The organism is Mesorhizobium sp. ORM8.1 (assembly GCF_053005525.2).
On record NZ_CM132600.1, the window covers coordinates 4,534,897 to 4,560,384 of the forward strand.

At 63.1% G+C, this 25,488-nt stretch carries 28 protein-coding genes and 3 pseudogenes; 16 read left to right on the forward strand and 15 right to left on the reverse strand.

What is annotated here, in order from left to right:
- Positions 1-23 precede the first annotated feature (23 nt).
- The gene (locus ACVDG8_RS22810) at positions 24-1,646 is read left to right on the forward strand and encodes a CHASE domain-containing protein (RefSeq protein ID WP_447256726.1); all 1,623 of its coding nucleotides are present in this window, start codon (positions 24-26) and stop codon (positions 1,644-1,646) included.
- Positions 1,647-1,717: 71 nt separating this feature from the next.
- Here the strand turns inward: ACVDG8_RS22810 and ACVDG8_RS22815 are convergent, their stop codons facing one another.
- From ACVDG8_RS22815 to ACVDG8_RS22830, 4 genes are all read right to left on the reverse strand, one after another.
- Complete coding sequence (locus ACVDG8_RS22815; protein ID WP_447256727.1) at positions 1,718-1,963, reverse strand: YMGG-like glycine zipper-containing protein; 246 nt, start codon at positions 1,961-1,963, stop codon at positions 1,718-1,720.
- Between the two features lie 149 nt (positions 1,964-2,112).
- Complete coding sequence (locus tag ACVDG8_RS22820) at positions 2,113-2,373, reverse strand: hypothetical protein (RefSeq protein ID WP_447256728.1); 261 nt, start codon at positions 2,371-2,373, stop codon at positions 2,113-2,115.
- Between the two features lie 90 nt (positions 2,374-2,463).
- On the reverse strand, positions 2,464-2,634 hold the full coding sequence (locus ACVDG8_RS22825) for a hypothetical protein (RefSeq protein WP_447256729.1): 171 nt from the start codon (positions 2,632-2,634) through the stop codon (positions 2,464-2,466).
- Positions 2,635-2,765: 131 nt separating this feature from the next.
- Positions 2,766-3,731, reverse strand: a complete 966-nt coding sequence (locus tag ACVDG8_RS22830; RefSeq protein ID WP_447257418.1) for a sensor histidine kinase — start codon at positions 3,729-3,731, stop codon at positions 2,766-2,768.
- Here ACVDG8_RS22830 and ACVDG8_RS22835 point away from each other — a divergent pair.
- Positions 3,675-3,917: a hypothetical protein gene (locus tag ACVDG8_RS22835; RefSeq protein ID WP_447257455.1), complete on the forward strand. Its 243-nt coding sequence runs from the start codon at positions 3,675-3,677 to the stop codon at positions 3,915-3,917. The two genes, ACVDG8_RS22830 and ACVDG8_RS22835, sit on opposite strands and share 57 nt — an antisense overlap.
- A gap of 92 nt (positions 3,918-4,009) precedes the next feature.
- Here ACVDG8_RS22835 and ACVDG8_RS22840 read toward each other — a convergent pair whose 3' ends face one another.
- A complete protein-coding gene (locus ACVDG8_RS22840) occupies positions 4,010-4,174 on the reverse strand; it encodes a DUF1328 domain-containing protein (RefSeq protein ID WP_018429836.1) in 165 nt (54 codons plus the stop codon).
- Between the two features lie 166 nt (positions 4,175-4,340).
- Positions 4,341-5,134 (reverse strand): annotated as a pseudogene (locus ACVDG8_RS22845) (response regulator).
- Between the two features lie 227 nt (positions 5,135-5,361).
- On the opposite strand from ACVDG8_RS22845, the gene ACVDG8_RS22850 reads away from it, so the two are divergent.
- Complete coding sequence (locus ACVDG8_RS22850) at positions 5,362-5,556, forward strand: NepR family anti-sigma factor (protein ID WP_455707854.1); 195 nt, start codon at positions 5,362-5,364, stop codon at positions 5,554-5,556.
- Between the two features lie 3 nt (positions 5,557-5,559).
- Complete coding sequence (locus tag ACVDG8_RS22855) at positions 5,560-6,111, forward strand: RNA polymerase sigma factor (protein WP_447256731.1); 552 nt, start codon at positions 5,560-5,562, stop codon at positions 6,109-6,111.
- A 10-nt stretch (positions 6,112-6,121) separates the two neighbouring features.
- Here the strand turns inward: ACVDG8_RS22855 and ACVDG8_RS22860 are convergent, their stop codons facing one another.
- Positions 6,122-6,502, reverse strand: a complete 381-nt coding sequence (locus tag ACVDG8_RS22860; protein ID WP_447256732.1) for a response regulator — start codon at positions 6,500-6,502, stop codon at positions 6,122-6,124.
- 154 nt (positions 6,503-6,656) lie between these two features.
- Between ACVDG8_RS22860 and ACVDG8_RS22865 the strand changes: the two genes are divergently transcribed.
- The 3 genes from ACVDG8_RS22865 to ACVDG8_RS22875 all read left to right on the forward strand — a co-directional run bounded on the left by ACVDG8_RS22865 (position 6,657) and on the right by ACVDG8_RS22875 (position 8,346).
- Complete coding sequence (locus ACVDG8_RS22865) at positions 6,657-7,418, forward strand: Crp/Fnr family transcriptional regulator (protein ID WP_447256733.1); 762 nt, start codon at positions 6,657-6,659, stop codon at positions 7,416-7,418.
- Between the two features lie 130 nt (positions 7,419-7,548).
- Positions 7,549-7,875 carry a DUF883 family protein gene (locus ACVDG8_RS22870; RefSeq protein WP_447256734.1) on the forward strand — a complete coding sequence of 109 codons (327 nt, stop codon included), beginning with the start codon at positions 7,549-7,551 and terminating at the stop codon, positions 7,873-7,875.
- 6 nt (positions 7,876-7,881) lie between these two features.
- The gene (locus ACVDG8_RS22875) at positions 7,882-8,346 is read left to right on the forward strand and encodes a hypothetical protein (RefSeq protein ID WP_447256735.1); all 465 of its coding nucleotides are present in this window, start codon (positions 7,882-7,884) and stop codon (positions 8,344-8,346) included.
- A gap of 82 nt (positions 8,347-8,428) precedes the next feature.
- On the opposite strand, the gene ACVDG8_RS22880 is transcribed toward ACVDG8_RS22875, so the two are convergent.
- Positions 8,429-9,952 carry a sensor histidine kinase gene (locus tag ACVDG8_RS22880; protein WP_447256736.1) on the reverse strand — a complete coding sequence of 508 codons (1,524 nt, stop codon included), beginning with the start codon at positions 9,950-9,952 and terminating at the stop codon, positions 8,429-8,431.
- Between the two features lie 109 nt (positions 9,953-10,061).
- On the opposite strand from ACVDG8_RS22880, the gene ACVDG8_RS22885 reads away from it, so the two are divergent.
- A complete protein-coding gene (locus tag ACVDG8_RS22885) occupies positions 10,062-10,265 on the forward strand; it encodes a hypothetical protein (RefSeq protein ID WP_447256737.1) in 204 nt (67 codons plus the stop codon).
- A gap of 8 nt (positions 10,266-10,273) precedes the next feature.
- On the opposite strand, the gene ACVDG8_RS22890 is transcribed toward ACVDG8_RS22885, so the two are convergent.
- Positions 10,274-11,194: a diacylglycerol/lipid kinase family protein gene (locus ACVDG8_RS22890; protein WP_447256738.1), complete on the reverse strand. Its 921-nt coding sequence runs from the start codon at positions 11,192-11,194 to the stop codon at positions 10,274-10,276.
- 254 nt (positions 11,195-11,448) lie between these two features.
- Here ACVDG8_RS22890 and ACVDG8_RS22895 point away from each other — a divergent pair, with 254 nt between their 5' ends.
- Complete coding sequence (locus ACVDG8_RS22895; RefSeq protein WP_447256739.1) at positions 11,449-12,807, forward strand: PRC-barrel domain-containing protein; 1,359 nt, start codon at positions 11,449-11,451, stop codon at positions 12,805-12,807.
- 72 nt (positions 12,808-12,879) lie between these two features.
- Here the strand turns inward: ACVDG8_RS22895 and ACVDG8_RS22900 are convergent, their stop codons facing one another.
- Positions 12,880-14,439 carry an alkaline phosphatase family protein gene (locus tag ACVDG8_RS22900; RefSeq protein WP_447256740.1) on the reverse strand — a complete coding sequence of 520 codons (1,560 nt, stop codon included), beginning with the start codon at positions 14,437-14,439 and terminating at the stop codon, positions 12,880-12,882.
- Between the two features lie 213 nt (positions 14,440-14,652).
- Here ACVDG8_RS22900 and ACVDG8_RS22905 point away from each other — a divergent pair, with 213 nt between their 5' ends.
- From ACVDG8_RS22905 to ACVDG8_RS22920, 4 genes are all read left to right on the forward strand, one after another.
- Positions 14,653-15,585 carry a VOC family protein gene (locus ACVDG8_RS22905; RefSeq protein WP_447256741.1) on the forward strand — a complete coding sequence of 311 codons (933 nt, stop codon included), beginning with the start codon at positions 14,653-14,655 and terminating at the stop codon, positions 15,583-15,585.
- Positions 15,586-15,589: 4 nt separating this feature from the next.
- Entirely contained in the window at positions 15,590-16,225 is a 636-nt protein-coding gene (locus ACVDG8_RS22910) for an alpha/beta hydrolase (protein ID WP_447256742.1), read from the forward strand.
- Positions 16,218-16,517, forward strand: coding sequence for a GNAT family N-acetyltransferase (locus ACVDG8_RS22915; protein ID WP_447256743.1), 300 nt, complete (start codon positions 16,218-16,220; stop codon positions 16,515-16,517). Before ACVDG8_RS22910 ends, ACVDG8_RS22915 begins: the two co-directional genes overlap by 8 nt.
- A gap of 255 nt (positions 16,518-16,772) precedes the next feature.
- Entirely contained in the window at positions 16,773-17,831 is a 1,059-nt protein-coding gene (locus ACVDG8_RS22920; RefSeq protein WP_447256744.1) for a dipeptidase, read from the forward strand.
- Positions 17,832-17,838: 7 nt separating this feature from the next.
- Here ACVDG8_RS22920 and ACVDG8_RS22925 read toward each other — a convergent pair whose 3' ends face one another.
- The 5 genes and pseudogenes from ACVDG8_RS22925 to ACVDG8_RS22945 all read right to left on the reverse strand — a co-directional run bounded on the left by ACVDG8_RS22925 (position 17,839) and on the right by ACVDG8_RS22945 (position 22,686).
- Positions 17,839-18,096 carry a hypothetical protein gene (locus ACVDG8_RS22925; RefSeq protein ID WP_447256745.1) on the reverse strand — a complete coding sequence of 86 codons (258 nt, stop codon included), beginning with the start codon at positions 18,094-18,096 and terminating at the stop codon, positions 17,839-17,841.
- A gap of 3 nt (positions 18,097-18,099) precedes the next feature.
- Positions 18,100-19,373 (reverse strand): annotated as a pseudogene (locus ACVDG8_RS22930) (aminomethyltransferase family protein).
- Between the two features lie 2 nt (positions 19,374-19,375).
- Positions 19,376-20,950: a phytoene desaturase family protein gene (locus tag ACVDG8_RS22935; protein WP_447256746.1), complete on the reverse strand. Its 1,575-nt coding sequence runs from the start codon at positions 20,948-20,950 to the stop codon at positions 19,376-19,378.
- Positions 20,937-22,555 (reverse strand): annotated as a pseudogene (locus tag ACVDG8_RS22940) (phytoene desaturase family protein). Before ACVDG8_RS22940 ends, ACVDG8_RS22935 begins: the two are co-directional and overlap by 14 nt.
- On the reverse strand, positions 22,552-22,686 hold the full coding sequence (locus ACVDG8_RS22945) for a hypothetical protein (RefSeq protein WP_447256748.1): 135 nt from the start codon (positions 22,684-22,686) through the stop codon (positions 22,552-22,554). The pseudogene ACVDG8_RS22940 and the gene ACVDG8_RS22945 overlap by 4 nt, the downstream one beginning before the upstream one ends.
- Positions 22,687-22,807: 121 nt before the next feature.
- On the opposite strand from ACVDG8_RS22945, the gene ACVDG8_RS22950 reads away from it, so the two are divergent.
- The 3 genes from ACVDG8_RS22950 to ACVDG8_RS22960 are packed head-to-tail and all read left to right on the forward strand — an operon-like array spanning position 22,808 to position 25,423.
- Positions 22,808-23,602 (forward strand): methyltransferase domain-containing protein, encoded by a 795-nt coding sequence (locus ACVDG8_RS22950; protein ID WP_447256749.1) that lies wholly within the window; start codon positions 22,808-22,810, stop codon positions 23,600-23,602.
- Positions 23,603-23,608: 6 nt separating this feature from the next.
- The gene (betI, locus tag ACVDG8_RS22955) at positions 23,609-24,292 is read left to right on the forward strand and encodes a transcriptional regulator BetI (protein WP_447256750.1); all 684 of its coding nucleotides are present in this window, start codon (positions 23,609-23,611) and stop codon (positions 24,290-24,292) included.
- Positions 24,293-24,340: 48 nt separating this feature from the next.
- Positions 24,341-25,423 carry an ABC transporter substrate-binding protein gene (locus tag ACVDG8_RS22960; RefSeq protein WP_447256751.1) on the forward strand — a complete coding sequence of 361 codons (1,083 nt, stop codon included), beginning with the start codon at positions 24,341-24,343 and terminating at the stop codon, positions 25,421-25,423.
- Positions 25,424-25,488 lie beyond the last annotated feature (65 nt).

Consider the following 25,488-nt stretch of genomic DNA (forward strand, 5'->3'; position numbering starts at 1 on the left):
TCCGACCTTTCTGGACTTGGCTGTTGAAAAGATTCTTCCCTATCGTCGCGTTCATCGCGGTCGCGCTGATCAGCCTCACGATGGCGGGGTTTGCCTATTTCGCGACACAGGAAGCGGCGCGCATCAAGTTCGAGGGCACCGCCGACGACGCGCTCAACCGCATAGAAAGCCGCATCGACCTGCATCTGTCGCTGCTGCGTTCGACGCAGGCACTGTTCGACGCCCGCAATGGCGATATCACTAGCGGCGAGTTCAAAGCCTTCTTCACCGCGCTCGACATCGATGACAATTTCGCCGGCCTGCGTGGCATCGGTTTTCTGAGGCTTGCCAAGACCGGCGACGAGGCCGCGGTCGAACGCGACATCCTGCATGACCATGGCTCCGCCCACCCGATCTTTCCCGCCACCACCGAGCAGTGGCGCACTCCGATCGTGCTGTTCGAGCCGCTCGATACGTCCAACCAGTCGATCCTCGGCTTTGACATGTTCAGCGAGCCGGTCCGGCGGGCGGCGATCGAACAGGCAATGGCCGACGACCAGCAGCATGCGAGCGGCCTGGTCCAGCTTGGCCAGGGCGTCGGCGTGACGCAGACTTTCACGGGATTCCTGGTTTTCGTGCGGCTGAACGTGGAGACCGCGCCTGACGTCATCAACGCAAGCCGTTCCTCGACCGCCGGCTTTCTTTATGCCGCGTTCCGCGCCAGCGACCTGTTCCAGGTCGCGCTCAGCCGGTCACCGCTGCTGCCGGTCAATGTCGAGGTTTATGACGGCAAGCCGGAGGCGGGTAAGCTGCTGTTCCGGTCGGAGGCTCCGCCGGCGGAACGAATCGGGGCAAAGCTTCTGGCGCGCCGCGATATCGTCGTGGCAGGCAGGTCATGGACCTTATTGTTCAGGCCGACAAGCGCGTTCGAGCCACCGTCCTCGCGCATCATCCCTGTGATGCTCGGGCTGCTGGGCCTGCTTCTTGCCGGCACGATCGCCCTGGTGGCGCGCTATCAGGAGCGTGCCTATGACGCAAAATCGGCGCTGCACGAGGCGACGGAGAAGAGCCTGCTGGAAAAGGACCTGATCCTGCAGGAGATGAAACATCGCATCAAGAATTCGATCACGCGCGTGCTGGCGATCGCGCGACAGACAGCTTCCCATGCCACCGATGTGAAGGAGTTTTCGGCATCGTTCTCGGCGCGTCTCCAGGCGATGGCTGCCTCGCAGGACATGCTGACGCGCTCGCGCTGGCAGAAAGCGGACCTGGGCGATCTGCTGCGCATCGAGCTCGGGCAGGTGTTCGGCAAGGACCTTCCGGATGGGGTATTGTCCGGGGCGCAAGTGCTTCTCGACGAGACGACGACGCAGGCACTCGGACTAACCTTCCATGAGCTGGCGACGAACGCGCTGAAATACGGCGAAGCCGGTAACGCCGTCGGCGCGCTCAAGGTCGACTGGCGGGTCGAGAGCCTGGGACGGGAGCGCATGTTAGTGCTCAACTGGCGCGAGGCAGGGCAGAAAAACCTTGAGCCGCCGACCAAGACCGGTTTCGGCACCAAGCTGATCGACCTCAACGTCACGCGCGAATTGCGCGGCACGATCAAGCGCGATTTTCAGACCGACGGGCTGACAGTGGAAATCAAAATCCCGCTAACCATCTGACAGGCTGAAAGCGTCGATGGTTTGGACTGGGGGCCGTCAACCAGCCTCCAGTCCTTTCCCGCTTCCTGAAATCAGTTGCAGCGGGCCCAGTGGATCGTACCGTCACGGCGGCGATACTTGCAGCGGCCAGTTTGCACGTTGCGGTACAACAAACCAGACCCGGCGCCCACAGCCGCGCCGATCAGCGCACCCTTGCTGCCGCCGACCAGGCCGCCGACACCGGCGCCGATCAGACCGCCGCCGACGACATCCTGTTCGGTGCTGGTGCAGCCGCTGACAGCGACCACGGCAACCATGGCAATGATCATCTTCCGCATAGAATTGCTCCTCACTTTTGTCCTCACTTTTGGCAGTGCCAGCAACCATTTAGCATGAAAAAGCGGCCCTTGCCCAACCTATCTTATTGTTGACTAAGATAGTCTTTTTCGGGGCGCATGCTCGACGAGGCGACCAGCGTGCCGGGAACCTAGAGCGACGCTTTGAGCATGCCATCCGGCAGCACGTTCCAGACAATCTGGTCGTAGTCGTCGTCAAGCGCAGGGTCGACAGCAAGGCACTCGCCCGCGATACGGGGCGCGCGACCTTGCAGGTCGCCGAGCGCGAATGGTCTTTCGGCCGTGCAGGCTTCCCGGGTCTCGAAGACGCTCACAGGCACGTTGAGTTCGCGGCAATCGGTCATGGCATTCGAGCAGCCGACGACAAACAGCAGTGCAGCGATATGTTCCATGGCGGCAGCCCTCTCGCCGCCAACAACGGTTCCTGCCCGCGAAAAGTTCCTCTGCTGGACTTTAGTCGTAGCGACACCGGATAAGCAGTATCAAAACAGCTGCCAGACGGCCGTCAGCGCCACGGCCGCAAGAAGCGCCACCGCGGCCAGACGAAGTGAAAGATAGGATGATCGCGGCGGCGGCGGCGGCTCGGGATCCTGGAAGCCGCTCATCGAGACGCGGGCAGCCTGCTCCAGCCTGTTCATGTCGGCAACCATCATTTTCAGTCTCCCAGGTCGCGCGGCGGGGCGCGGATGGGTTTGCGGCGCACCGTCGTCAGCCGGGAACATAGGATCGGACTTTATGGTGAACAGCCGGTTAAGGGCCTTCACCGGCAAAGCTTGCCAATCGATCAATCGGTCTCGAAATTGCCGTGCGGGACAGACAGGCGATACTCCAGACGGCTTGCGCCAATCTCGAGCGTCGCGGAGCCATTCAGCGATAGCGGGACGACCCGCTCCAGCGCCACGCTGCCAAAGCGCTTTTCCTTGCGTGGCGCGTCGCTGATCGCCTCGGTCCAGGTCAGCAAGAGACTGGGCGAACCATCCGCCTCAAGTTTCGCGCTGACCTCGACATGGCCGTCGGGCTGTGACAGCGCGCCGTAGGCCACGGAGTTCACGGCCAACTCATGCATCGCCAGACCGATATGCAAGGCAGCGTTGGGATTGAGATAGGGATTTTCGCCGGCAAGCCGCAGGCTGCGCGCCGGGTCGCTGCTATAGCGACCGACCTGGCCGGATACGAGTTCCTGGAACGCTGCTCCCCGCCAGTTGGAAGACGTGACGAGATCCTGCGAGGATGCCAGCGACTGCAGCCGGCCTCGAAACCGCGCCAGGAACTCCTCAAGCGTTTCCGCATAGCGTCCAGTCTGGGTGGCAATGCTTTGGATGATCGCCAGGAGATTTTTCGACCGGTGGCTGACTTCGCGCAGCAAGGTCTTGAGTGTCTGCTCGCGGCGCTTCTGCTCGGTCGTCTCGACCATCGTGGTGACAACGCCAAGCACGTCTCCCGCCTCGCCGCGATCGGCGTCGACCCATAACTGGAACCAGCGCACGCCATGGCTCCCTGGAATGCTCAGCTCAAGCTGCTCGGCGTTGCCGGATTCGACCACCTTGCGTTTGACGGCGCTTATGCGTTCGAGCTGCGCCGGCGCAAGCAGGTCCTTATCGTCGGCGGTTTCGGCCGCCCAGGGCGCGCGCATGTTGCGCGCCCAGACGGTTTTCATCTCCCGGTCCTGGTAGAGAACGGAAATTCCAGCGTTGTGAAGCGCATGAAGCAAGGCGCGCCCGACTTGCATTCCACTTTCGGCCGGATGCATTGCGATGACGTCGCCCTGCGCAATGGGTTCGCCATCCGGGACGATGTGACCATCCTGCGTGTCGGATTCGTCTTTTTTTCTGGAGCCTTGGAACGCATCGAACAATTCCCGCACTCAGGCTGGAACGGCTCTATTCGAAAGAAGTTCCTGACCCGGTTCGACAGCTCGGAATTGCGAGCCCCCTAAAACGGCCCGCCGGACGGCGCCCTTTGAGGCACCGCCCGGCGGTGGCTGGAAACCGTTTGAGGGGTGCGGCTTCCAGTGTTCAACGTCCGAGGTCACGCTCTCCTGAACAGACCGGCAATCAGCGAAATGACCAGGAAGGCCAGGAAGATGAAAAACAATATCTGCGCGATGCCGGCCGAGGTACCAGCTATGCCGCCGAAGCCAAGCGCGCCGGCAATGATCGCGACAACGAGAAATACGAGCGCCCAGTACAGCATGATGCGTCTCCTTCTGTCCGGAAAAGAACGTGGCTCGGTGGCGTTTGTTCCACCATTCGCCGAAAAAGACGACCCCCGGAAGCACGCTTTTTCAGGTATCGCGCGCATGGTATCGTGCGAGGCAGAAGGCCTCGCACGATATTTTTCAGAGGAATGGCCGGAGCGATCAGGCCGCGGCCTTGGCCTGTCGATCGAAGAAAAGCGCCTGGCTGATCAGAGCCTTGACCATGTCGGGATTGAACGGTTTGGTCACCAGGAAGGCCGGTTCCGGTCGCTCGCCCGTCAACAGGCGTTCGGGGAAGGCGGTGATGAAGATCACCGGCACCGGAGTCGAGGACAGGATCTCGTTGACGGCCTCAATGCCCGAACTGCCGTCGGCCAGCTGGATGTCGGCCAGAACCATTTTTGGCCGCGTCTTGCCGAACATAGCCACCGCCTCGGCATTGTGCGCGCCGTGCCGACCACACGGTGGCCGAGGCTTTCGACCATCTCCTCGATATCCATGGCAATCAGCGGCTCGTCCTCGATGATCAGCACGTCGGTCGCGACCTGGCGGGAAATCTCGTTGCTTGCCTGGGAAAGCAACTCAGAGAACTCATCTTCCTCAACATCGAGGATTTCAGCCGCCTCGTCCTCACTGAAGCCTTCGACTGCAACCAGCAGGAAAGCCTGCCGCGGCAGCGGCGCGAGCGCATTCAGATTGGCGGCGGCGCGCTGTTCCCATGCGGTCTGCGCCTGTTCCTGCGGCACGCGGATGGCCACCGAGGTGAATAGCCTGGCGAAAACCTTATACAGCGCGATGCGGTCACTGGAGGCTGCGGGGAAAATATCAACATCGGCGATGATGGCTTCAAGCATCGCGGCGACCAACGCGTCACCACTCTCCTGCGACCCCGAGACGGCGCGCGAGAAGCGGCGCAGGAATGGCAGGTGCGGAGCGATGGTTGCGGATAGACTCATTTCACGTCTCCCTCAGATGACGTTGTTGCATCGACAGGCCACACTGATCGCAAGCCCCTGTAAACCAAACGCCGGCTTTCAGAAAAAGTTCCGCTAGCTGTGGAACTAAATTAGCAGGAGAGCGTTTCGGGGTTCGGGATGGGCAACCAGACGAGGGTTCCGCTTGTGTTATGGTTTGGAGTTTAAGAGCGGTTCGGGTGCTGGAAACTAGGGCGACTATGAAAGAAATGTCAAAAGATACCACGGCTGGCGCCGCAAACAGGCACCGGATCGCTGACCGCACTCCGCTCGGCGCGAATTCGGAAATCGCTCGCAAGCTCAAGCAATATTATGACGAGTTGGTCTCGGACAATGTGCCGGACCGTTTCGCTCAGCTGCTCAGCCAGCTGGAACAGGCCGAACCTGCCCAGAAAAAGGATTGAGGCATGGCGGCGGTCTCGCAGAACTTCAAGACCGAGCTGCTCGGCGCGATACCGAGCCTGCGTGCTTTCGCGGTTTCGCTGACGCAAAATGCCGACAAGGCCGACGATCTCGTCCAGGAGACGCTGGTCAAGGCCTGGGACAAGCATGAGAGCTTCCAACCGGGCACCAACCTCAAGGCCTGGCTGTTCACCATCCTGCGTAACGAATTCTATTCGCAAATGCGCAAGCGCGGCCGCGAGGTGCAGGACAGCGACGGCATCATGACCGCCCGGCTCGCGGTTCACCCCGCACAACACGGCCAGCTCGACCTCAAGGATTTTCGCGGCGCGTTAGAGCAGCTGCCCGAGGATCAGCGCGAAGCCATCATTCTGATCGGCGCGTCCGGCTTTTCCTATGAAGAGGCGGCCGAAATCTGCGGCTGCGCGGTCGGCACAATCAAGAGCCGGGTCAGCCGGGCGCGCGCCAGGCTGCAGGAGATTCTCAAGATTTCCGGAGAGGATGAATTCGGGCCCGACGCGATTTCGACGCAGGTCACCGGGTCCAACGCGGCCTGAGGGCGGCCGGTCAGGCCGGGGTGGTGCGGCCACAGGCCGCCGCCACCGCTTCGACCAGATCGTCGCCGGAATAGGGCTTGGTCACCAGCCGAACATCCGGGAACGAAGCCTTGACTTCGTCGGAGTCCGAGTAGCCCGAGGCGAACACAAACGGCACGGCTTCGCTGCGCAACCGCGCCGCGAAGTCCAATGTCGAGACGCCGCCAAGCATCAGATCGACAACTGCCGCGTCGAAGCGTGACGACAGCGCCTTGCCGTCGACCTCGCCGAGCGCGCGCGCGATCGTCACATCGCTGGCGCCATGCTCGCGGCAAAGCTGTTCGACATCCATCGCGATCAGAAATTCGTCTTCCAGTACGAGGATGCGCAGTCCGTCAAGCAATGCTGGCAATTGTCGGTGTCTCCTCGGCGGGCCGCACTCATGCGTGGAATCCGGCGCCGTGTCATTTAAAAAAGACATGAGGCTCCATGCCCTGCGGAACCTGGATCGGTCTCGAACGTTTTGGTCCGCCCATAAAGGGCAGGGATTTCGAAGAGGGGTCGAAATGTCCAGCCAAAGCGCACGTTCGGTCGCTACCCGTCAATACCCTTGCGAAAAGTGCCCGCTTCGGCCCTTGCCGGCTTTTCGTACGTTTGAAAAGCAGGAATTGTCGTTCGTCAGCACCTTCAAGAAGGGCGAGCTCGCCGTCGACAAGGGCGCGACGGTGCTGGTCGAAGGCAGCCATAGCGCTCATCTCTACACCGTGCTTTCCGGCTGGGCTTTCCGCTACAAGCTTTTGCCGGACGGGCGCCGACAGATCCTCAATTATTCCATGCCTGGCGATCTCATCGGCCTGCAAGGCAGCCTGATGGGCGAGATGCAGCACTCGGTCGAAGCCCTGTCGCCGATGCTGCTGTGCGTGTTCGAACGCGAGCAGTTGTCCGAGCTCTATCGCAATCATCCCGGGCTCGCCTACGATATCACATGGCTGGCGTCACGCGAGGAGCGCATGCTGGACGAGAACCTGCTCAGCATCGGCCGCCGCACGGCGCTGGAGCGCGCCGCCTACCTCATCGCCTTCATCGTCAGCCGCGCCCGCGGCGCCGGCCTCAACGGCAAGACGCCGGTGCAGGTCCCGATCACGCAGCAGCACATTGCCGACACGCTTGGCCTTTCGCTCGTCCACACCAACAAGACCATCCGCAAGCTGATGGACCGCAAGCTGATCGTCTGGCGCGATGGCGGCTGCGAGGTCATCAATTACGATGGACTCAAGGCTCTCGCCCGCTGGGAAGGCATGGGCGAGGATCGCAGGCCGCTGATCTAGGCGATTAGACCTGGCGCATCGGATAGACTTAGCGCATCGGATAGACTCGGCGCATCTGATGGACTCGGGCGCACCGGAACCTTGGCATCGGCCCGGCGTTGAAATCGAAGCAAACGCAAGGAGTTAGAGAATGGCAACCGCCGCTGGAAAATCCGCGATTGATGATGCGACCACCGCCGACCTTGAGGCCGACATCCGGCAATTGAAGGCCGATATCGAGAAGCTCACCAAGCAACTCGCCAAGACCGGCGAGCATGGCTATGGCGCGGCGCGTCGCGCGGCGGCCGAGGGCGTCGAGCAGTTGCGCGCCCAGGGCGAGGCGGCTTTCGAGAATGTCCGCGGCAGCGCCGAGGATATCGAGGCGCAGATCATCGCCAGCGTGCGTGAGAAGCCGGTGACGTCACTGGCGATCGCGGCGGGCGTGGGTTTCCTTTTCGCGCTTCTTACCCGACGCTGATCCGAGATGGGGTCGCTGATTTCGCTGATTTCGGGCCTTGCCTCGGGCGAGGCCATGGCAGCTTTGCAAAGAGCGCGCATAACGGCAATCCTCTACGGACTTGCCGCCCTGTTCGCGCTGTGCGGTGTCGGCTTCCTCATCGGCGCCGCCTATATCTGGCTGGCTGCGCGCTACGGACCGTTGGCGACCAGCCTCGGCTTCGGCATCGGTTTCCTGGTGATCGCCGGGCTGATCCTCGTGATCCACAAGCTGGTGGCCAGCATGCGCAGCAGGCGCCGGGCACGACGCCGACAGGCCGATATGGCGGCAATGGGGGTTACCGTGGCGCTTGCCCTGCTTCCGGTCCTTGCCAAAAGCAAAGGCGGGCTGGGCGTTCTCGTCGCGCCGGCGCTGGCGGCGCTCGCTTACGCCGTCTATCGCGAGAATACCAAACCCAGGCCGCCTAAGGCGGATCGCGACGAAACGCGTTAGAGCAATTCCGGGAAAAGTGTGAAACGGTTAAATTCGTCGACTTCGCCGTAACCCTCCGTCCGGAAATGCGTAGAAAAGCGCGTCACTTCAAGGCGTGTTCGAGCGGCATCGATATTTCGGCAAAGACGCCGCCCGGGCGAAATTCGTGCGTCACCTCGCTGTCGATGATCTTGGCCAGGCTGCGGCGGATCAGGATCGAGCCGAAGCCGTGGCGATCGGGAGGCGCGACCTGTGGCCCGCCGCTTTCGCGCCAGGTGAGCACCAGCCGCCGCGTCCCTTTGCGGCCTTGCGTCTTCCAGCCGAGATCGACCTTGCCGGACGGCGCCGTCAGCGAACCGTATTTCAGCGCATTGCTGGCAAGCTCGTGCAGAATCAGGCCAAGCCCCACCGCTTGATCCGGCGAGAGCAGGAGATCGGAGCCTGAAATCGCGATGCGGGGCTTGTCGCCGGTTTCGAAAAGCTTCACCTCGATGCGGGCCAGCTCGCTGATGCCGATGCCGCGCCATTCGCGGTCGGAGAGCAGGCTGTGGGCGGCGCCGAGCGCCTGCAGCCTGGCGCTGAAGGCCTCGAGGAATTCGCTTGGCTGGCGGGCGTGGCGCACTGTCTGTGTCGCCAGCGCCTGCACGGTCGCGAGCGTATTCTTGACGCGGTGGTTGAGCTCGCGCAGCAGCAGGCGCTGCCGCTCGTCTCCCAGCTTGCGCTCGGTGATGTCGTAATTGACGCCGAAGATCAGGGTCGGTTTGCCCTCGCTGTCGCGTTCGACGACACGTCCTCGCGTGGCGATCCAGCGCGGAGGATCAAGGCCCTTGACGCGGTATTCGCCAAAGTAATCGTCGCTGCCGCTCAGTGCATCGCGAAAGCGCGTCTCCGTCTGGTAGACATCGCGTGGATCGATGGCGCGCAGGATGTCGCGTGCCTTGAGCCGGTTCGACGGCGGCAGGTTGAAAAGCTCGGCCATGAGCACGTCGCAGTCTATGATGTCGGTGCGGACATCCCACACCCAGCTAGCCAGCGAGGCGGCATCGAGCGCGATGGCGCGACGCTTTTCCTCACGCGCCAGCTCGGCCTTGGCGATGGCGCCGTTGCGGTTGGCGTCCTTGAGGGTGAACAGGCTCGTCGCCAGGTCGGCAAGCGTCCTCAGCTGCGCGAGCCTGCCAGCCTGCGGGAATGCCCTCGGCTCCCGGTCAAGCACGCAAAGCGTGCCGATCCTCGCACCAGCGACCACCATCGGCACGCCGGCATAGAAACGGATATGCTCTTGGCCAGTCACCAACGGATTGCGGACAAAGCGCGGGTCCAGCGTCGCGTCGGTCACCACCATGGCATCATCACCGGCGGCAATGGCATGGGCGCAGAAGGAGATGTCGGTGGCCGTTTCCCTGGCGTCGAGGCCGATCCGCGACTTGAACCACTGCCGATCGGTATCAAGCAAAGTCACCAAGGCCACAGGCGCTTCGATGATGGCCGCCGCGAGGGCGGTGATGCGGTCGAAATCGGGATCGGCCGCCGTATCCATGGCATCGAGGCCGTGCAGCACGGCAAGCCGGTCCGCATCCTCGACGACACGACTGACATCGGCCGGCAGTCTTTGCGCCTTGCTGATCACTGTTCCCTCAAAACGTCACGTTCCCCGGCCGGAACCTTCGCGGACAGGACCCGTTACCCGACCATGTCGTGTGCAAAGCACCCACCGTCGCGCAGTATAGAGGCCAAGAATGACCAAGATCGTACCTGAAGACAAAGCCCGGCAGGGGCATTGGGGCTGGCATGCGCTCAGGATACTCATCGCCGGGCTGCTGCTGGCCTTCATCGCGTGGGGCGCAGTCGAGATTTACGGCGAACTCATCAAGTCCCCGACGACCCAGCAGACCGTCCCGCAAGCACCGTCTGCCGAGCAGAAGTCCACCCAAGGCGGTTGATCCTTGCATCACGCCGCCTTCGCCTGTGCATTGCTTGCCGGGACAAGCACGTTCAGCGCGCCCGGATGGATTTCTATCGTCGTCTCGCGTTCCAGCCGGATCAGTTCGCCATCCAGGACGGCGCTGAATCGCCTGTTCGGTGAATGGATTTTCAACACCGCCCTATCGGCTTGATGAACTTCGATATGCGCGCTTTGGCGCCAACGTCCGCGCAGCATGTCGAGCAGCAATTGCGCGAGGTGATGGCGCTTACGGGCGACGCTGACATAGATGCCGAGCACGCCGCCCGCGGGGTTGTCGGCATAAGGCAGGTGGCCCTCGCCGAACAGATTGTTGGAGATGCCGATGCCGGTCGTGCGGGTGACGATCTCGGCCTTGCCGACAGTCAAGCTCACTCTCAGCGCCGTCGGGCTCTTGATCATCGCCCACGCGGCGCGAACCGACGCGTGCATCTTGCCCAGGCGTGAGCCGAAATCCATTTTCTCGCGCAGCTGGACCATCCTGGCATGCATGCCGATCGAGAACTGATGCACGAATGGCTGGCCGTTGGCGCTCGCCATATCGACCGCAATCACCTCGCCGTCGGCGAAGGACTTCACCGCCGCGTCCAGCGTCAACGGGATGCCTAGACCGCGCGCGAAGAGGTTCATCGTGCCGGCGGGCAATATGGCCAAGGCCTTTTTCTTGTTCATCAGAAGCGATGCCGCAGTGGAAATCGTGCCGTCGCCGCCGCCAGCGAGAACCACGTCGATGTTGCGCCTGGCGATCGCCTTTTCCAACGCCCCCGCAACCTCACCACCGGCGACGATGTCGATGTGAACGGAATGTCCGGCCGCTTCCAGCGTCTGGCGCAGCTGCTCGGAAAAGGCGTCGATATCGATCGTACGCAGCGTGCCGCCGTCCTGGTTCAGCACCGCAGCAAACCGCATACCCACTCCGTCTCGTCTTCTCTATCCTTTGGGCTTTGAGACAAGAATACCGCTCAGCCGCAGGCTGAAACGAGGAGTGCGTATGAAGGTTCCGCGAATAGTCAGGAATTTCGCATCTCGGCGAGTAGCCCCGGCTTCTTCGGAACAACCCCCGGTCACGACGTTGTGATCCTGTCGAACCGGCCATGTCAGCTGTGCCCGCCGCGTTGGGTTGCCGAGACGGCCGCGTGAATCAGGCACGAGGAGAGATAATCATGATCCGCACACTTTTTGCGACCACGGCGCTGGCAACCTTGCTTGCGACAGGCGCTTTCGCCCAGACCGCGACGCCGGCACCAGCCGAGCCGCCTGCCGCCACGGCTCCGGTGCCCGTTAAACGTGCCGACGGCGCCCTGATGACAAACATCATCGGCGAGTCCGTCTATAACGGCACTGCGGACGATGCCCAAAACATCGGCAAGGTCGACGACATCGTTTTCGATGCCAGCGGCAACGCTAAATCGGCGATCATCGGCGTCGGCGGCTTTCTGGGCGTCGGTTCGAAGGATGTGGCCTTCGATTACGCCAAGCTGCAGTGGGCCGAGAAGAACGGTGACCGCTGGCTTGTGGCGAAGACCACGAAGGAAGAGCTGACCGCCCAGCCTGCGTTCGACCGCAAGCCGTACGATCCTGCCCCTGCTCAGTCGACGGATGCGACGCAGCCCGCCCCCGGCACCACAACGCAGGCTCCGGCCGCCGCACCGGCCGAACCGGTAAAGAAAGCGGACGGCAATCTCGCCAGCAACATCATGGGCGAGTCGGTCTATAACGGCACCGCCGACGATGCCCAGAAGATCGGTGACGTGAAGGACATCGTGCTTGCCAAGGACGGCAAGGCGGAGTCGCTGGTCATCGGGGTCGGCGGCTTCCTCGGCATAGGCACGAAGAACGTGACCTACGATTTCGCCAAGGCGAAATGGGCTGAAAAGAATGGCGATCGCTGGCTGGTGGCCGAGACGTCCAAGGAGGAACTCCAGGCGGAGCCTGACTTCAACCGCAAGGCTTATGACCCGGCGCCGGCTGAGGCGACAGCCGCGAGCAATACGCCGGCGAAGACGACGCCCGCTGTAGCAGCATCGGATACCACCGCCGACAAGGGCGCCAAGCCGGCTCAGCCCGCGCGGTCGACGGCCGAGGCCAAGCCCGTGGCGCCGGCGCCTGCAACGGCCAAAAATCAGGCCGCCGACAATGGCGCCGCCGCCACGGACCAAACCAAGACCGCCTCGATCGACAAGTCGACACTGAGCGAAATGCCGGTAGGCAATATCAGGGGCGACGACCTGAAAGGGACGACGGTCTATGGCGCGAACAATGCCGAGATCGGTTCGATCGGCGACGTCGTGCTGACGCCCGACAACAAGCCGGACGCGGTGATCGTGAATGTCGGCGGTTTCCTCGGCGTCGGCGCCAAGGAAGTGGCAGTCGGCATGGATAAGCTAAAATTCATGACCGACAAGAATGGCAAGAAATATCTCTACACCAATCTCACCAAGGAGCAGCTGCAGGCGCAGACTGCTTACGACAAGGGCAGCTATGCCCAGAAGCGGGATCAACAGCGGATGATTCTGCGGTAAGGGAGTAGGGAGTAGGGAGTAGGTCGCTGGCCAAACATCGGGCTGTTGTCTTGTTTCTACTCCCCTACTCCCCTACTCCCTACTCACATACCCAACCACACCGTCATCCGTCAGTTCGGCCAATGCCAGCGACTGGTCGAGATGGCCGGCGCGCCAGGCAAGCAGCTTTTCGGCGAATTCCAGTCGCGTTGGCAGATAGGCCGGATCGCCAGCGACATTGTTCAGCTCACCAGGATCCTTCTTCAAGTCGAACAGAAGCGGTGGCAGGCCACCGCCGAAATGGACGTATTTGAAATCGTCGGTGCGGATGACGGCGAGGTTGCATTGCCGTGATCCGATGCCGAAATGGCGCTCGGCTTGGCCATTGGCAACGGTACGGAAGTCGAATTCCCAATGCGCGGCGTCGCGCCAGTCGGTTGGCTTCTCTCCATCCAGCCACGGCGTGAGCGACCTGCCGTCGAGATGCGGCTGCGGCCCGGCGCCGATCAGATCGAGCAAGGTCGGGAAGACATCGACAGCCTCGGAGAAGCGGTCAAGGGATGAGCCCGCCGTGGCCTTGCGCCTGGGATCGCGGATGATCAGCGGAATGTGGTAGCTGGCGTCGAAGAAGCCGCCTTTGCCGAGCATGAAATGATCGCCCATCATCTCGGCATGGTCGGAGGTGAGCACGACCACCGTGTCGTCCCAGGCGCCGGCCGCCCTGATCGCCTGCCAGATGCGCCCAAGCTGGGCGTCGGCCTCCGAAATCATGCCGTAGTAGATCGCGCGGATGCGGCGGAAGTTTTCCTCGCTCCAGTCGCGCACCTTACCCTCGATGCCCGGAACGAACCTCGTCCTTTTCTGCCGCCCCAGATCGTAGGCGAGGTAGGGATGGCTGGCGGCCTCGGCCTGCCAATCGGCCGCGCGTTTGAACGCTGGACCGTCGGCCGGATGATACATCGTGTTGTAAGGCTCCGGCACGATGAAGGGCGGGTGCGGGCTGATGAAGGAGATATGCGCGAACCAGGGCGCGCCTTGTTCCTGCTCGCCGAGCCAGCGGATGAACTCGCCGGCGAGAAACGCCGTCGGCGTCTGGTCCTTCGAATAGACCGGCGGCGCGTTGGTCACGTCGCTCTTGGCTTGCCCGCTGGCCGGACGGTGGATGCCCGGGCTGCCGGCGCTGGTGTCGATGCCTTGCGCGCGCAGCCAGGACAGCCACTGTTTTTGATGCTCCGGCAAGGACTGCCGCACGGTGAAACCGGGCAGCACGCCTTCATAGCTGCGCAGGCGTGGGTCATTGTCGGCCAGCAGGCGTGGATCGAGGGAGACGTCCGTGTAGCCGAACAAGGTCGGGTCGTAGCCTGCCGCGCGGGCGGACAGCGCGATGTTGCCGTGGCGGGTATCGAGCGGCGTGCCGTTGCGGCAGACGCGATTGTTCATCTGGTAGAGGCCGGTATAGAGGCAGGCACGGGCCGGCGAGCAAGGCGCGGCGCCACCATAGTGGCGGCGAAACAGCACGCCCTCGGCGGCAAGTGCGTCCGCATTCGGCGTCTTGACTACCTTGTGGCCGGCGGCCGAGAGGCAATCGCCGCGCCATTGGTCGCAGGTGACGAGGAGAACATTCGGGCGGCCATGCGGGTTGTTCAAGGTCATCTCCTCGTGGATGCGCGGCCGCAGATGGAGCGGAAAATTGCCGGTTTTGCAAGGCAAGCTCGGTCATCGAACGGTGAACGAATCTAACCCACGTGTTCACTTTTACAGTACAGTCCATCCTGTGTTTGCCCGCTTTGCCGCCGCCGTCACTATCCTCATATTGGCGTGGAGAGCGGCGAGGGCCGCATAAAGACAAAGAGAAGGAGCACCATCATGCTCAATCAGATCCAGGGGCTGCATCACGTCACTTCGATGGCCAGCGATGCGCGCGGCAACAATGAGTTCTTCACCCAAAAACTCGGCCTGCGCCGGGTCAAGAAGACGGTCAATTTCGACGCGCCGGACGTCTACCATCTCTACTATGCCGATGAATTCGGCACGCCGGGCTCGGTGATGACCTATTTCCCGTTCCCCGATATCGCCAAGGGACGTCACGGGGTCGGCGAGGTCGGCGCCACCGTATTCTCGGTGCCCGAGGGCACACTCGGCTATTGGGAAAAGCGCTTCACCGACGAAGGCGTCGGCAATGTTGCCCGCGGCGAAAGCTTTGGTGAGAAGCGGCTGGCCTTCACCGGTCCGGACGGCGACAGTTTCGCGCTGGTCGAGGACAAGGCCAACGCTAGAGCGCCCTGGGCCAAGGGCGGCGTTCCCGGCGACGAGGCGATCCGCGGCTTCCACTCGGTTTCGCTCAGGCTGAAGGATGGCGGCGCCACCGAGGAATTGCTGAAGTTCATGGGCTATGAGGAAGTCGACAAATCCGGCAACACGCGGCGGCTTGCGATCAAGAACGGCAACGGCGCCGATGTCGTCGACATCGAATCGCTGCCGGGCGCCGGCTTTGCCAATCTCGGCGCCGGCTCGGTGCATCATGTCGCCTTCGCCGTCGAGGATCGCGCCAAGCAGCTCGAAGTTCGCAAAGCGCTCATCGACACGGGCTACGGCGTGACGCCGGTTATCGATCGCGACTATTTCTGGGCGATCTATTTCCGCACGCCGGGCGGCGTGCTGTTCGAAGTGTCGACCAACGAGCCGGGCTTCAACCGCGACGAGGACACCGCGCATCTGGGCGAGGCGCTCAAGCTGCCGATGCAGCACCAGCATCTGCGGCCCTATCTCGAGCAGCACCTGCAGAAGCTGGAAGGCTGAGCCGATGAGCAGGGACGCCTACATCCACAAAGTGCTGCCCGGTTCGCCGGGTGGCCCGCTGCTGTTCGTGCTCCATGGCACCGGGGCCGACGAAAATCAGCTCCTGACCTTCGGCCGCGAGCTGCTGCCCACGGCAACCATCGTGTCGCCACGTGGCGACGTGTCCGAACAAGGCGCTGCGCGGTTCTTCCGCCGCGCCGGCGAGGGTGTCTACGATATGGACGATCTGGCGCGGGCGACGGAAAAGATGGCCGGCTTCGTCAAGACGCATGTCGAGGCGACCAGGCCGTCGGCGGTGTTCGGGCTAGGCTATTCCAACGGCGCCAACATCCTGGCATCGGTGGTGTTTGCCGAGCCGGACCTGTTCGACGCCACGGCGCTGATGCATCCACTGATCCCGTTCGAGCCTGAGGTCCAAGGCAGTCTCGCCGGCCGCCATATCCTGATCACGGCGGGCAAGCGCGATCCAATCTGCCCGCCCAACCTGACATCGCGGCTCGAAGCCTATTTGCGCGCCGACGGCGCCGATGTCACAGTGGAATGGCACGATGGCGGGCACGAGGTGCGGCCGAACGAAATCGAAGCGGCGCGGCGGCTCTTCGCCCTTGCGCCGGCTGAAGGAGGCAAAGACAATGGCTGACCAGCTGCCCGAAATCGAACTCGAAGATCGTGGCTCCAAGGGGCGCTACGTGCTGCGCGGGCCAGGCGTCGCCGAGGCCGAGATGACCTTCACCAAGATCGGCGAGCACCAGCTGATCATCGATCACACCGAGGTGCCGGACGTCTTTCGCGGCCAGGGCGCCGGGCTTCGGCTCGTCACCCGCGCGGTCGAGGACGCGCGTGCCGCCGGCAAGAAGATCATCCCGCTCTGCCCCTTCGCCAACGCCCAGTTCCGCCGCCATCCGGAATGGGCTGATGTGCTGAAGCAATAGCTTTTCCTTCTCCCCTTGTGGGAGAAGGTGTCGCCGAAGGCGACGGATGAGGGTGTTCCAGGGAAAGCCAACGTTTCACTCCGCTGGAACACCCCTCAACCGTCTCGGCGCTTGCGCGCCGATCCACCTTCTCCCACAAGGGGAGAAGGAAAAGAGCCGGCCTGGCATTTGCGCAGCCCGGTCATCTTGCCTAAGTTGACAGTTCGCTTGGACGAGAATTCGTCCCGCCTGTCACCGAATTGAATGGCTCCCCTGATGACCGATACCGACCCCATCCCCGTTTTCGACGGCCACAACGACACGCTCCTTCGCCTCTACCAGTCGAAGGAAACGGATGTCGAAAAGCTGTTCATCGAGGGGACGCCGGGCGGCCATATCGACCTGCCGCGCGCCAAGAAGGGCGGCTTTGCCGGCGGCATGTTCGCGATCTTTCCGCCGCCGGTTGAAAAGTCGAGGCGCAGCGCCGTGCCGCCGGCGCCGAGCGACAACGAACCTTTGCCGCCGGAGCTGCCGCAGGCCGACGCGATCACCTCGACCATCGGCATGGCGTCGATCCTGTTTCGGCTGGAGCGCGCCGGCGCGCTGAGCGTCTGCCGCAGCGCCGGCGATGTGCGCGAGGCGATGGCCAAGGGCTCGATCGCCGCCGTGTTCCATATCGAGGGCGTCGAAGCGATCGATCCCGAGCTTGCCATGCTCGACGTGCTGCATGCCGCCGGCCTGCGCTCGCTCGGCATCGTCTGGAGCCGGTCCAACGCCTTTGGCCATGGCGTGCCGTTCCGCTTCCCCTCGTCGCCCGACACCGGTCCTGGCCTCACCGATGCCGGCAAGGCGCTGGTCAAGGCCTGCAACAAGCTGAGGATCATGATCGACCTCTCGCATCTCAACGAGAAGGGTTTTCGCGATGTCGCAGGCTTGAGCGATGCGCCGCTGGTCGCAACCCACTCCAACGTGCATGCGATCTGCGGTCATTCGCGCAACCTGACCGACTGGCAGTTGGGTGCGATCCGCGAGTCCGGCGGCATGGTGGGCCTGAACTTCGCTACCGGCTTCCTGCGCGAGGACGGCCGCATGAATTCCGACACCAGCCTCGACATCATGGTGCGCCACATCGACTCGCTGTTGCAGGCGCTGGGCGAGGATGGCGTCGGGCTGGGTTCGGATTTCGATGGCGCGATGATCCCGGCTGTCATCGGCGACGTCGCCGGCCTGCCGAAGCTTATCGACGCACTCGCCGCGCGCGGTTTTGGCCGCGCGGTGATCGAGAAGATCGCCTATCGCAACTGGCTGAGCGTGCTGGAACGCACCATAGGGTGAAGCGCGCTCACTGCGCGTAGCCGATGCGCTTCAGCCATTCCTTGCCGACACCACGGTCGCGGATGATCGGCAAGGGGTTTTCGGCATCGAGCCGGGCGCAGATGCGGTAGACCTCGAGCGTTTCTGAAGTCATCTCGCCGCGCTTGAAGAAATACATCGCCGCCGCGTAGCGGGTGCGGCCGGACCATTTCTCGCCGAGCGGCGTGTTGACCAGTTCCCACTGCTCGGCGGCTTCCGTGTCATCGCGCTCTGCATCGGTGATCATGGGTCAGAAATCCGCGGGCGGGTTGGCGGTGCGCCTGTCGAGCTTGATGAAGGGCCGCTGCACCACTTTCGCCCGCTTCATCAGCTTCTGATACTGCAGCTCGCGCATGGCGTAAATCTCGACCCAGAGGTCGTCGACGATGGTGTCGCCATAAGGCCGCCGCAGCGAGGCGAGAGCGATGTTGCGCTTGGCCATGGGCGACCACATCGCCGCGCTCACCAGCCCGATCTCCTGGCTCTTCTTGTAATAAACGATCGCATGTTCGGCGGGGATGTTGCCTTCGATCTCCAGCCCGACCAGCACATGCCGGAGCTTCTTTTTGCCCGTGCTTCGAGGATGGCGCGGCGGCCGTTGAAGTGGCCTTTTTGCGGATCGATCATGAAGCCGAGGCCGATCTCGTCCGGCATGCGCAGGCGGTCGGTGCGGATGGCGTGCTCGGAGGTGGTGAAGTCGGCATTGGCGACGATCAAGCCGGCTTCAAGCCGGGCACGGTTCAGCGCCGTGTAGCCGATGGCGCGGATGCCGCGCAGCTCGCCGGCCGATATCAGCCGGTCCCACAGGCTCAGCGCCTTGTCGGCCGGCACGAACAGCTCGTAGCCGAGATCGCCGGTGAAGCCGGTGCGCGAGATGGTGACTTTACCAGTTCCATGGGGGCCTCCATCATGCGCGAATTCGGTCAGGTCGAAGACCTTCAGCCGTTCGACGCCGGCGAAGCCAGCGTCGCGCAGGATGGCGAAGGAGGTCGGGCCTTGCAACGCCAGGCCGGCCACGGCTTCGGTCTCTTCCTCGACGCTGACCTGATAGCCAATGGCGCTGTCGAGCAGCCAGGGCAGATGCCGCTCCTGCGAGCAGAGACGGAAGCGCGTCGGCGACAGACGGAACAATGTGCCGTCGTCGAGCACGAAACCCTCGTCGTTGCACCAGGCGGTGTAGTGAACGCGGCCAGGCTTCAGCTTGGTCACGTCGCGCAAGGTGACGCGGTCGAGATAGGCCTCGGCGTCGGGGCCTTCGATCCGGTATTTCGTCATCGGCGAGATGTCGAACAGCGCCGCCTGGCTGCGGATGGCGAAATATTCGAGCTCCTCATCCCACAGCGAATGCGGCGCGCGGTAGCCGGCCCAGCTGTACCAATCCTGCTGCAGCCCAAGCGCGTCGATGCGCGGCTGGAAAGGCGTGCCGAGCCGCAGCGTGCGGAAGTGGGACTGCGCCGCGATGCGTGTTTCGAGCGCCGGGTCGACTTCGGCGATGACGGGCTTCTTCGTGGTTGCTTGCGCCATGCTCATGCCCTCATCGCGATGATGCGGCGCGCGGCGTTGAGGCCGGGCGCGCCGGAAATGCCGCCGCCCGGATGCGAGCCGGCGCCGGCAAGGAACAGTCCTTCGAGGGGCGTGTCGTAGCCCGACCAGCCGGAGACCGGCCGCGATATCAGCATCTGGTCGACCTGCAATTCGCCATGGTGCCAATGGCCGCCGGGCATGCGGTAGCGCGCCTCGATGTCGGCCGGCGTCAGAAGCTCGGCATTGCGCACCGTGGCGCCGATGCCTGGGGCATAGGCTTCGAGCTGCGCCATGATTGCCTTGAGGAATTGCGGCTTGCCGGCGGTCCAGCCCTGCTTGAGTGCATAAGGTGCATATTGCACCACGGCCGAGAGCACGCAGGCGCCGGACGGCGCCAGCGATGGATCGGCGAGGCTGGGCAACGTGATTTCCATCACCGGCTCCGGCGAGAACTCGCCGTATTTCGACGGGTTGAAAGCGCGCTCGACATGGTCGGGCGAAGGCGCGATGACGAGGCGTCCCTTGTGGCCGGCGGCATCGACGCCGGCAAATTGCGGCGGCCGGTCGAGCGCCAGATGGAGCTTGGCCGCATCGCCCTTCATGCGGATGTTCTTCACCTTGCGCACGAAGCCGGTATCGACCTCGCGCGGCCCGACCAGATCGAGGATGGTGGTCGCCGGGTTTATGGCCGAGACAACGGTCTTGGCCCGCAGCGTCTCACCGCTCTGCGTGACGACGCCGACGGCGCGGCCCTTTTCGACGATGACCTTGGCGACCGGCGAAGCCTGGTGGATCGACACGCCGGCCTTTTCCGCCGCCGACCGGATGGCAGCGACGACGGCGCCCATGCCGCCTTTCGGCTGCACCTGCGCGCCGGCGAGGCCGCCGATCTCGCCGGCCAGCCGATAGTAGAGGCCGAGCAGCGAGGTCGGCGAGCGTGGGCCGAGATGCGAGCCGAGCGTCGCGTCGAAGGCAAGCAGGCCTTTCAGCCGATTGTCCGAAAGCTGCTCGTCGAGCAGGTCGTAGACATTCATCAACAGCACGCGCAGGAAGTCGCGCATGTCTTCCTTGCCGAGCCGCTTCAGCGCAAGCGCGGTCTGGCCGAGACCGGTCATCTCGGCGAGCGACAGGCCGGCAAGGTCCGGCGGCCGGCGCGACAGAAACGGTTTCAGGATGCCGGCATAGCGCAGCAGTTGCGCGCGCAATTCCTTCCAGGCGGATTGCTCCGCCGGGCTTGCTCCGGTCAACACCTCGCCATAGGCGCCGTGCAGCACCAAAGGACCGTCCTTCGACAGTGCGACCGACGGCACGAAGTCGCTGCGTTCGACCTTGAGGCCATGGCGCTCCAGCTCCAGCGTCTTCACCACATCGGGATGCAGGCGATTGAGCAGATGGGCGACCGCCGAGACCTTAAAACCCGGCGCGAATTCTTCTGTCCGCGCTGCCCCGCCGACATCGCTGCCGGCCTCGAGCAGCAGCACCTTGCGGCCGGATTTCGCCAGCGTGGCGGCGGCGACGAGGCCGTTGTGGCCGCCGCCGATGACGATGGCGTCCCAGTTCATGTCAGATGACGTCATGGGCTGGGCTCATATGCAGGGTTGGCTTGGCGAGATCACGCAGGATCTCGGCGGCGGCGTTGCGTCCGGGCGCGCCCATGACGCCACCGCCGGGATGGGTGGAGGAGCCGCACATATAGAGCCCGCCGACCGGCGAACGGTATTGCGCGTAGCCCGGCACCGGACGGTTGAACAGCAACTGGTCGAAGGTCAGCTCGCCCTGGAAGATGTTGCCTTCGGTGAGGCCGACCTCGGCCTCGATCTCGCGCGGCGTACGCACCTCCATATGGACGATCCGGTCGCGGAATCCGGGCGAATATTGCGCGATCTGCGCAATCACGCTTTCAGCAAAGCCGTCGCGGTCGGCGTCGGTCCAGTCGCGACCGCCGATCTTGGGCGGCGCGTATTGCACGAAACAACTCATGAAGTGTTTTCCGGCGGCGCCATGGTCGGGTCGAGCGTGGTCGGGATCATCATGTCGAGGAAGGGATCGGCCGACCAGCGACCGGCCTTCCAGTCGTCATAGGCGCGCTCCATGCGTTCGATGGAATCGGTGAAATGCATGTCGGCGCGATAGACCGGCGAATCCTTCGGCAAAGCCGGGAATTCCGGCAACGAGTCCAGCGCGATGTTGACCTTGCCGGACGAGCCGCGGATTTTGAAATTCTTGACCCTGCGCAGGAAGATGTCGGGCAGTTCCTTCTCCTCGACCAGCTTCAGGAAGGTGCGCTTGACGTCGGCATTGGAGATGACGAGCTTGCCGTAGATCTCCTCGCCGCCGGCGAGCACGACACCCTTGGCCTTGCCGTTCTTGACCAGCACATGGTCGACCTCGGCGCCGGTGCGGATGGTACCGCCGCTAGCCTTGAAGGATGCGGCCAGCGCCCTGGTGACGGCGCCCATGCCGCCGCGCGCATAGCCCCAGGCGCCGACCGAGCCATCGACCTCGCCCATGTAGTGGTGGAGCAGCACATAGGCTGTGCCGGGCGACATCGGCCCAAGCGCTGTGCCGATGATGCCGGAAAGCGCGAAGTTCGCCTTGATGAGGTCGGTCTCGAAATACTCGTCGAGGAAGTCCGAAATCGACATGGTCCAGAAGCGCAAGGTCAGCGCCATCTCCTCGGCGGAAAGGCTAGCGAATTTCTTGCCGAGATAGAGCAGTTCGCCGATGTCGCGCGGCTTGAAGCTGGTCGGATCCGGCGCGGTGCGCATCAGCAGCGGCTGGATGAAACGGCACTGGCGGGTGACATCGCGCGAATAGCGGTCATAGGCTTCGGCGTCGTGCTTGGAGAAGCGCGCGAACTCGCGGCGATGCGCGTCGTGGTCGCGGTAGTTGGCAAGGTAGTCGCCGTCGCGTGTGAATACCGCGCCGCCTTCGTAGGATATCACCTGCAGGCCGAAGCGCGGCAGCTCCAGGTCGCGCATGATCTCGGGCCTGAACAGCGAGCAGACATAGGAGCAGTTGGAATAGAGGAAGCCCGGCGTCAGCTCGCGGCTGGTGGCGGCGCCGCCGACCCATTCGTTCTTTTCGACCACCAGCACGTCGAGCCCGGCGCGCTGCAGGTAACAGGCGTTGACCAGGCCGTTATGGCCGCCGCCAATGACGATCGCATCCCACGCCTTCATGTGCGCTCAACCTTCATCCAGCCTGCCACCTTCTTGTTTTTACGCAATTCCGGGCGGAAAACCGGTTCACACTTTTCCTGGAATTGCTCGATGCTTTTGTTCCCCGATGCGGGGAATTTGGCACGGATCACGGTTTTTTGTCCAGCCATTTTGAATGAATGTTCAACAAACAGTGTTGCGTTTTCTCATTGATGCGCTAGGCTTTGCCTGCCTTTCTGGACTGGTCACCATCGGTATTGGGGTGAAGATCCGATGATCGAAGCGGCTGACGCCGAACCGGAATATGACGACACCGCCATCCGCTTCCTCGCGGCGCTGTGGGGCGAGGGTTACCTGTCGCCGGGCGGTCCGGAGGAGGTCGACCGGGTCGTCGAAGGCCTCTCGCTAGGGGGAAAGACAGTTCTCGATATCGGCTGCGGCGCCGGCGGCATCACGCTGCATCTGGCGGCGCGGCACGGTGCAGCTCAAGCCACCGGCTTCGATGTCGAAGGGCCGGTGATCGAGACGGCGAGGCGAGGGGCAACCAGGCACGGTCTCGAGGACCGCGTCCGCTTCGTCCAGGCACCGCCTGGCCCACTGCCTTTCGATGATGCGTCCTTCGACGTCGTCTTCTCCAAGGATGCGCGGCTGCATGTGCCCGACAAGGACGCGCTGTTTGCGGACATCTTCCGCGTGCTGAAGCCCGGCGGCGTCTTTGCCGCGTCGAACTGGATGATCTCGCATGACGGCGAACCATCGCCCGAAATGAAGGCCTATGTCGCGGCGGAAGGGCTGTCCTTCGCCATGGCGTCGCCGGCGCGTTATGCCGAGGCGATGCGGCGCGCCGGCTTTGCCGATATCACCGTGCGCGACCGCAATTCCTGGTACCGCGACGTGGCGCGGGGCGAGCTCGCGCGGCTCAAGGGAGAGCTCTACGCCCGGGCCGCGGCGGCAGTCGGCGCGACCTATGTCGACAAGAATATCAAGACCTGGGAGGCAATGCAGAAGGTGCTTGACAGTGGCGAGCACCGTCCCACTCATCTGCGCGGTTGGAAGCCGGTTGAATAGCCGGCAATGCTGGAGACCGTCACACCCATGAAGACTTCCGCAACCAGGGACGTTGCCGAAACGACGCGCAAGGGCGATGCCGAAAAGCGCGGCCGCAAGGCCTCGAAGGAAGTCCGGCAGCTGCAGCTGATCGAGGCAACGATCGATTCGCTGGCCAAGCGTGGCTACGCGGAAACGACGATGGCCGATGTCGCCGACGGTGCGGGTCTGTCGCGCGGCATCGTCAACTTCCATTTCGAGAGCAAGGAAAAGCTGCTGATCGCCACGCTGCAGCATATGTATGATGAATATTCGGCGCATTGGCGCTCTGTCTTGCAGAAGGCCGGCGAAGACCCGGCAAGGCAGTTGCAGGCGTTGGTGGCGGCCGACTTCGATCGTTCGATCTGCAACAAACGCAAGCTCGCCGCCTGGCTCGCCTTCTGGGGCGAGGCCAAGTCGCGGCCGACCTACCAGGCGCTGAGCAGCTCGCGCGACGCGTATTACCAGCAGGTCTTCATCGACCTCTGCGCGACGCTCAAGCAAAGCGCCTCCTATGCCTATGATCCGCAGGTGATGGCGCTGGCGCTGTCGGCCATGCTGGAAGGGCTATGGCTGCGGCTGATGATGGGGACCGAGGACACCACGCGCGAGACGGCGCTGCAGGCGGCGAATGCATTTCTGACCGCCGCCTTTCCGAAGCACTTCAGTTAGCAACAGCCGGCCAGCAAGACCGGCAGAACCAAAAGAGGATGGAACGAAATGAAGAAATTCGGCAGACGCCTGACATTGACATTGGCGCTCGGCGGTGCGCTTGCGGCTTCGGCGGCGGCGTTCGCGGTTGCCGCCGACAAAGACCTGATCATCTTCGACTGGTCGGGTTATGAAGATCCGAGCTTCCATCCGAAATATGTCGAGAAGAACGGTGATTCACCCACCTTCGCCTTCTTCGGCGACGAAGACGAGGCGTTCGAGAAGGTCCGCTCCGGCTTCAAATCCGACCTTGGCCATCCGTGCTCGCAGAGCGTTGTGAAATGGCGCGAGGCGGGCCTGTTGCAACCGCTCGACACCTCGAAGATCGCCGGCTGGAAGGACCTCAATCCCGGCATCATGGCGATGAAGAACCTGGCCACGACCGCCGACGGCAAGGCCTGGTTCATGCCGTGGGACTGGGGTGACACGCAGCTTACCTACAACTCCGACAAAATCGCCGAGAAGGACGTGCAATCGCTGAAGGCCTTCGCCGATCCCAAGTACAAGGGCAGGGTGTCGATCGGCGACAATGTCGACGACGCCTATGCGCTGGCCAGCCTCGCCATCGGGCTCAAGGACTGGACCAAGATGACGGACGAGCAGTTCAAGCAGGCGTCCGACTTCCTGCGCCAGGTGCACAAGAATGTCCGCTCCTATTGGACCGACACCACCGACATCGTGCAGCTGCTCTCCGGAGGTGAAGTCGATCTCGCCTGGGCCTGGAACGACGCGGCCGTGCAGTCGCAGGCGGCCGGCGTGCCGATCAAGTCGAAGAAGGATACCGACGAGGGCATTTCGACCTGGGTGTGCGGCTATGTGCTGTTCAAGGACGCGCCGGGCAATGTCGACAAAGCCTATGATTATCTCAACGCCGTCAACGATCCGGAAGTCGCCAAGGTGCTGGTCAAGAACTGGGGCTACGGCCAGGCCAACGCCAAGGGAATGGCCGGCGTCGACCAGGCGATCCTGAAGGAAAAGGGCTACGACAATGTCGAGAAATTCGTCGACAAGACGCTGTTCCAGCAGCCGCTGCCGTCCGAGCTCAAGCTCAAGATGATCGCCGAGTTCGAGAAGATCAAAGCCGGCTATTGAGGGTCGTTTGTGCGCCCGTCTGCGTTGGCTTCAAACCAAGGCGGGCGGGCTCGCCAAAGTCGGGG

What these genes read in the sequence shown, in the direction of transcription:
- ACVDG8_RS22815 (WP_447256727.1), bottom strand. Translation starts at nt 1,963, where the DNA reads ATGCGGAAGATGATCATTGCCATGGTTGCCGTGGTCGCTGTCAGCGGC.
- ACVDG8_RS22820 (WP_447256728.1), bottom strand. Translation starts at nt 2,373, where the DNA reads ATGGAACATATCGCTGCACTGCTGTTTGTCGTCGGCTGCTCGAATGCC.
- ACVDG8_RS22825 (WP_447256729.1), bottom strand. Translation starts at nt 2,634, where the DNA reads ATGATGGTTGCCGACATGAACAGGCTGGAGCAGGCTGCCCGCGTCTCG.
- ACVDG8_RS22830 (WP_447257418.1), bottom strand. Translation starts at nt 3,731, where the DNA reads ATGCATCCGGCCGAAAGTGGAATGCAAGTCGGGCGCGCCTTGCTTCAT.
- ACVDG8_RS22840 (WP_018429836.1), bottom strand. Translation starts at nt 4,174, where the DNA reads ATGCTGTACTGGGCGCTCGTATTTCTCGTTGTCGCGATCATTGCCGGC.
- ACVDG8_RS22850 (WP_455707854.1), top strand. Translation starts at nt 5,362, where the DNA reads ATGTCAAAAGATACCACGGCTGGCGCCGCAAACAGGCACCGGATCGCT.
- ACVDG8_RS22855 (WP_447256731.1), top strand. Translation starts at nt 5,560, where the DNA reads ATGGCGGCGGTCTCGCAGAACTTCAAGACCGAGCTGCTCGGCGCGATA.
- ACVDG8_RS22865 (WP_447256733.1), top strand. Translation starts at nt 6,657, where the DNA reads ATGTCCAGCCAAAGCGCACGTTCGGTCGCTACCCGTCAATACCCTTGC.
- ACVDG8_RS22870 (WP_447256734.1), top strand. Translation starts at nt 7,549, where the DNA reads ATGGCAACCGCCGCTGGAAAATCCGCGATTGATGATGCGACCACCGCC.
- ACVDG8_RS22875 (WP_447256735.1), top strand. Translation starts at nt 7,882, where the DNA reads ATGGGGTCGCTGATTTCGCTGATTTCGGGCCTTGCCTCGGGCGAGGCC.
- ACVDG8_RS22885 (WP_447256737.1), top strand. Translation starts at nt 10,062, where the DNA reads ATGACCAAGATCGTACCTGAAGACAAAGCCCGGCAGGGGCATTGGGGC.
- ACVDG8_RS22890 (WP_447256738.1), bottom strand. Translation starts at nt 11,194, where the DNA reads ATGCGGTTTGCTGCGGTGCTGAACCAGGACGGCGGCACGCTGCGTACG.
- ACVDG8_RS22895 (WP_447256739.1), top strand. Translation starts at nt 11,449, where the DNA reads ATGATCCGCACACTTTTTGCGACCACGGCGCTGGCAACCTTGCTTGCG.
- ACVDG8_RS22900 (WP_447256740.1), bottom strand. Translation starts at nt 14,439, where the DNA reads ATGACCTTGAACAACCCGCATGGCCGCCCGAATGTTCTCCTCGTCACC.
- ACVDG8_RS22905 (WP_447256741.1), top strand. Translation starts at nt 14,653, where the DNA reads ATGCTCAATCAGATCCAGGGGCTGCATCACGTCACTTCGATGGCCAGC.
- ACVDG8_RS22910 (WP_447256742.1), top strand. Translation starts at nt 15,590, where the DNA reads ATGAGCAGGGACGCCTACATCCACAAAGTGCTGCCCGGTTCGCCGGGT.
- ACVDG8_RS22915 (WP_447256743.1), top strand. Translation starts at nt 16,218, where the DNA reads ATGGCTGACCAGCTGCCCGAAATCGAACTCGAAGATCGTGGCTCCAAG.
- ACVDG8_RS22920 (WP_447256744.1), top strand. Translation starts at nt 16,773, where the DNA reads ATGACCGATACCGACCCCATCCCCGTTTTCGACGGCCACAACGACACG.
- ACVDG8_RS22925 (WP_447256745.1), bottom strand. Translation starts at nt 18,096, where the DNA reads ATGATCACCGATGCAGAGCGCGATGACACGGAAGCCGCCGAGCAGTGG.
- ACVDG8_RS22935 (WP_447256746.1), bottom strand. Translation starts at nt 20,950, where the DNA reads ATGACGTCATCTGACATGAACTGGGACGCCATCGTCATCGGCGGCGGC.
- ACVDG8_RS22950 (WP_447256749.1), top strand. Translation starts at nt 22,808, where the DNA reads ATGATCGAAGCGGCTGACGCCGAACCGGAATATGACGACACCGCCATC.
- betI (WP_447256750.1), top strand. Translation starts at nt 23,609, where the DNA reads ATGCTGGAGACCGTCACACCCATGAAGACTTCCGCAACCAGGGACGTT.
- ACVDG8_RS22960 (WP_447256751.1), top strand. Translation starts at nt 24,341, where the DNA reads ATGAAGAAATTCGGCAGACGCCTGACATTGACATTGGCGCTCGGCGGT.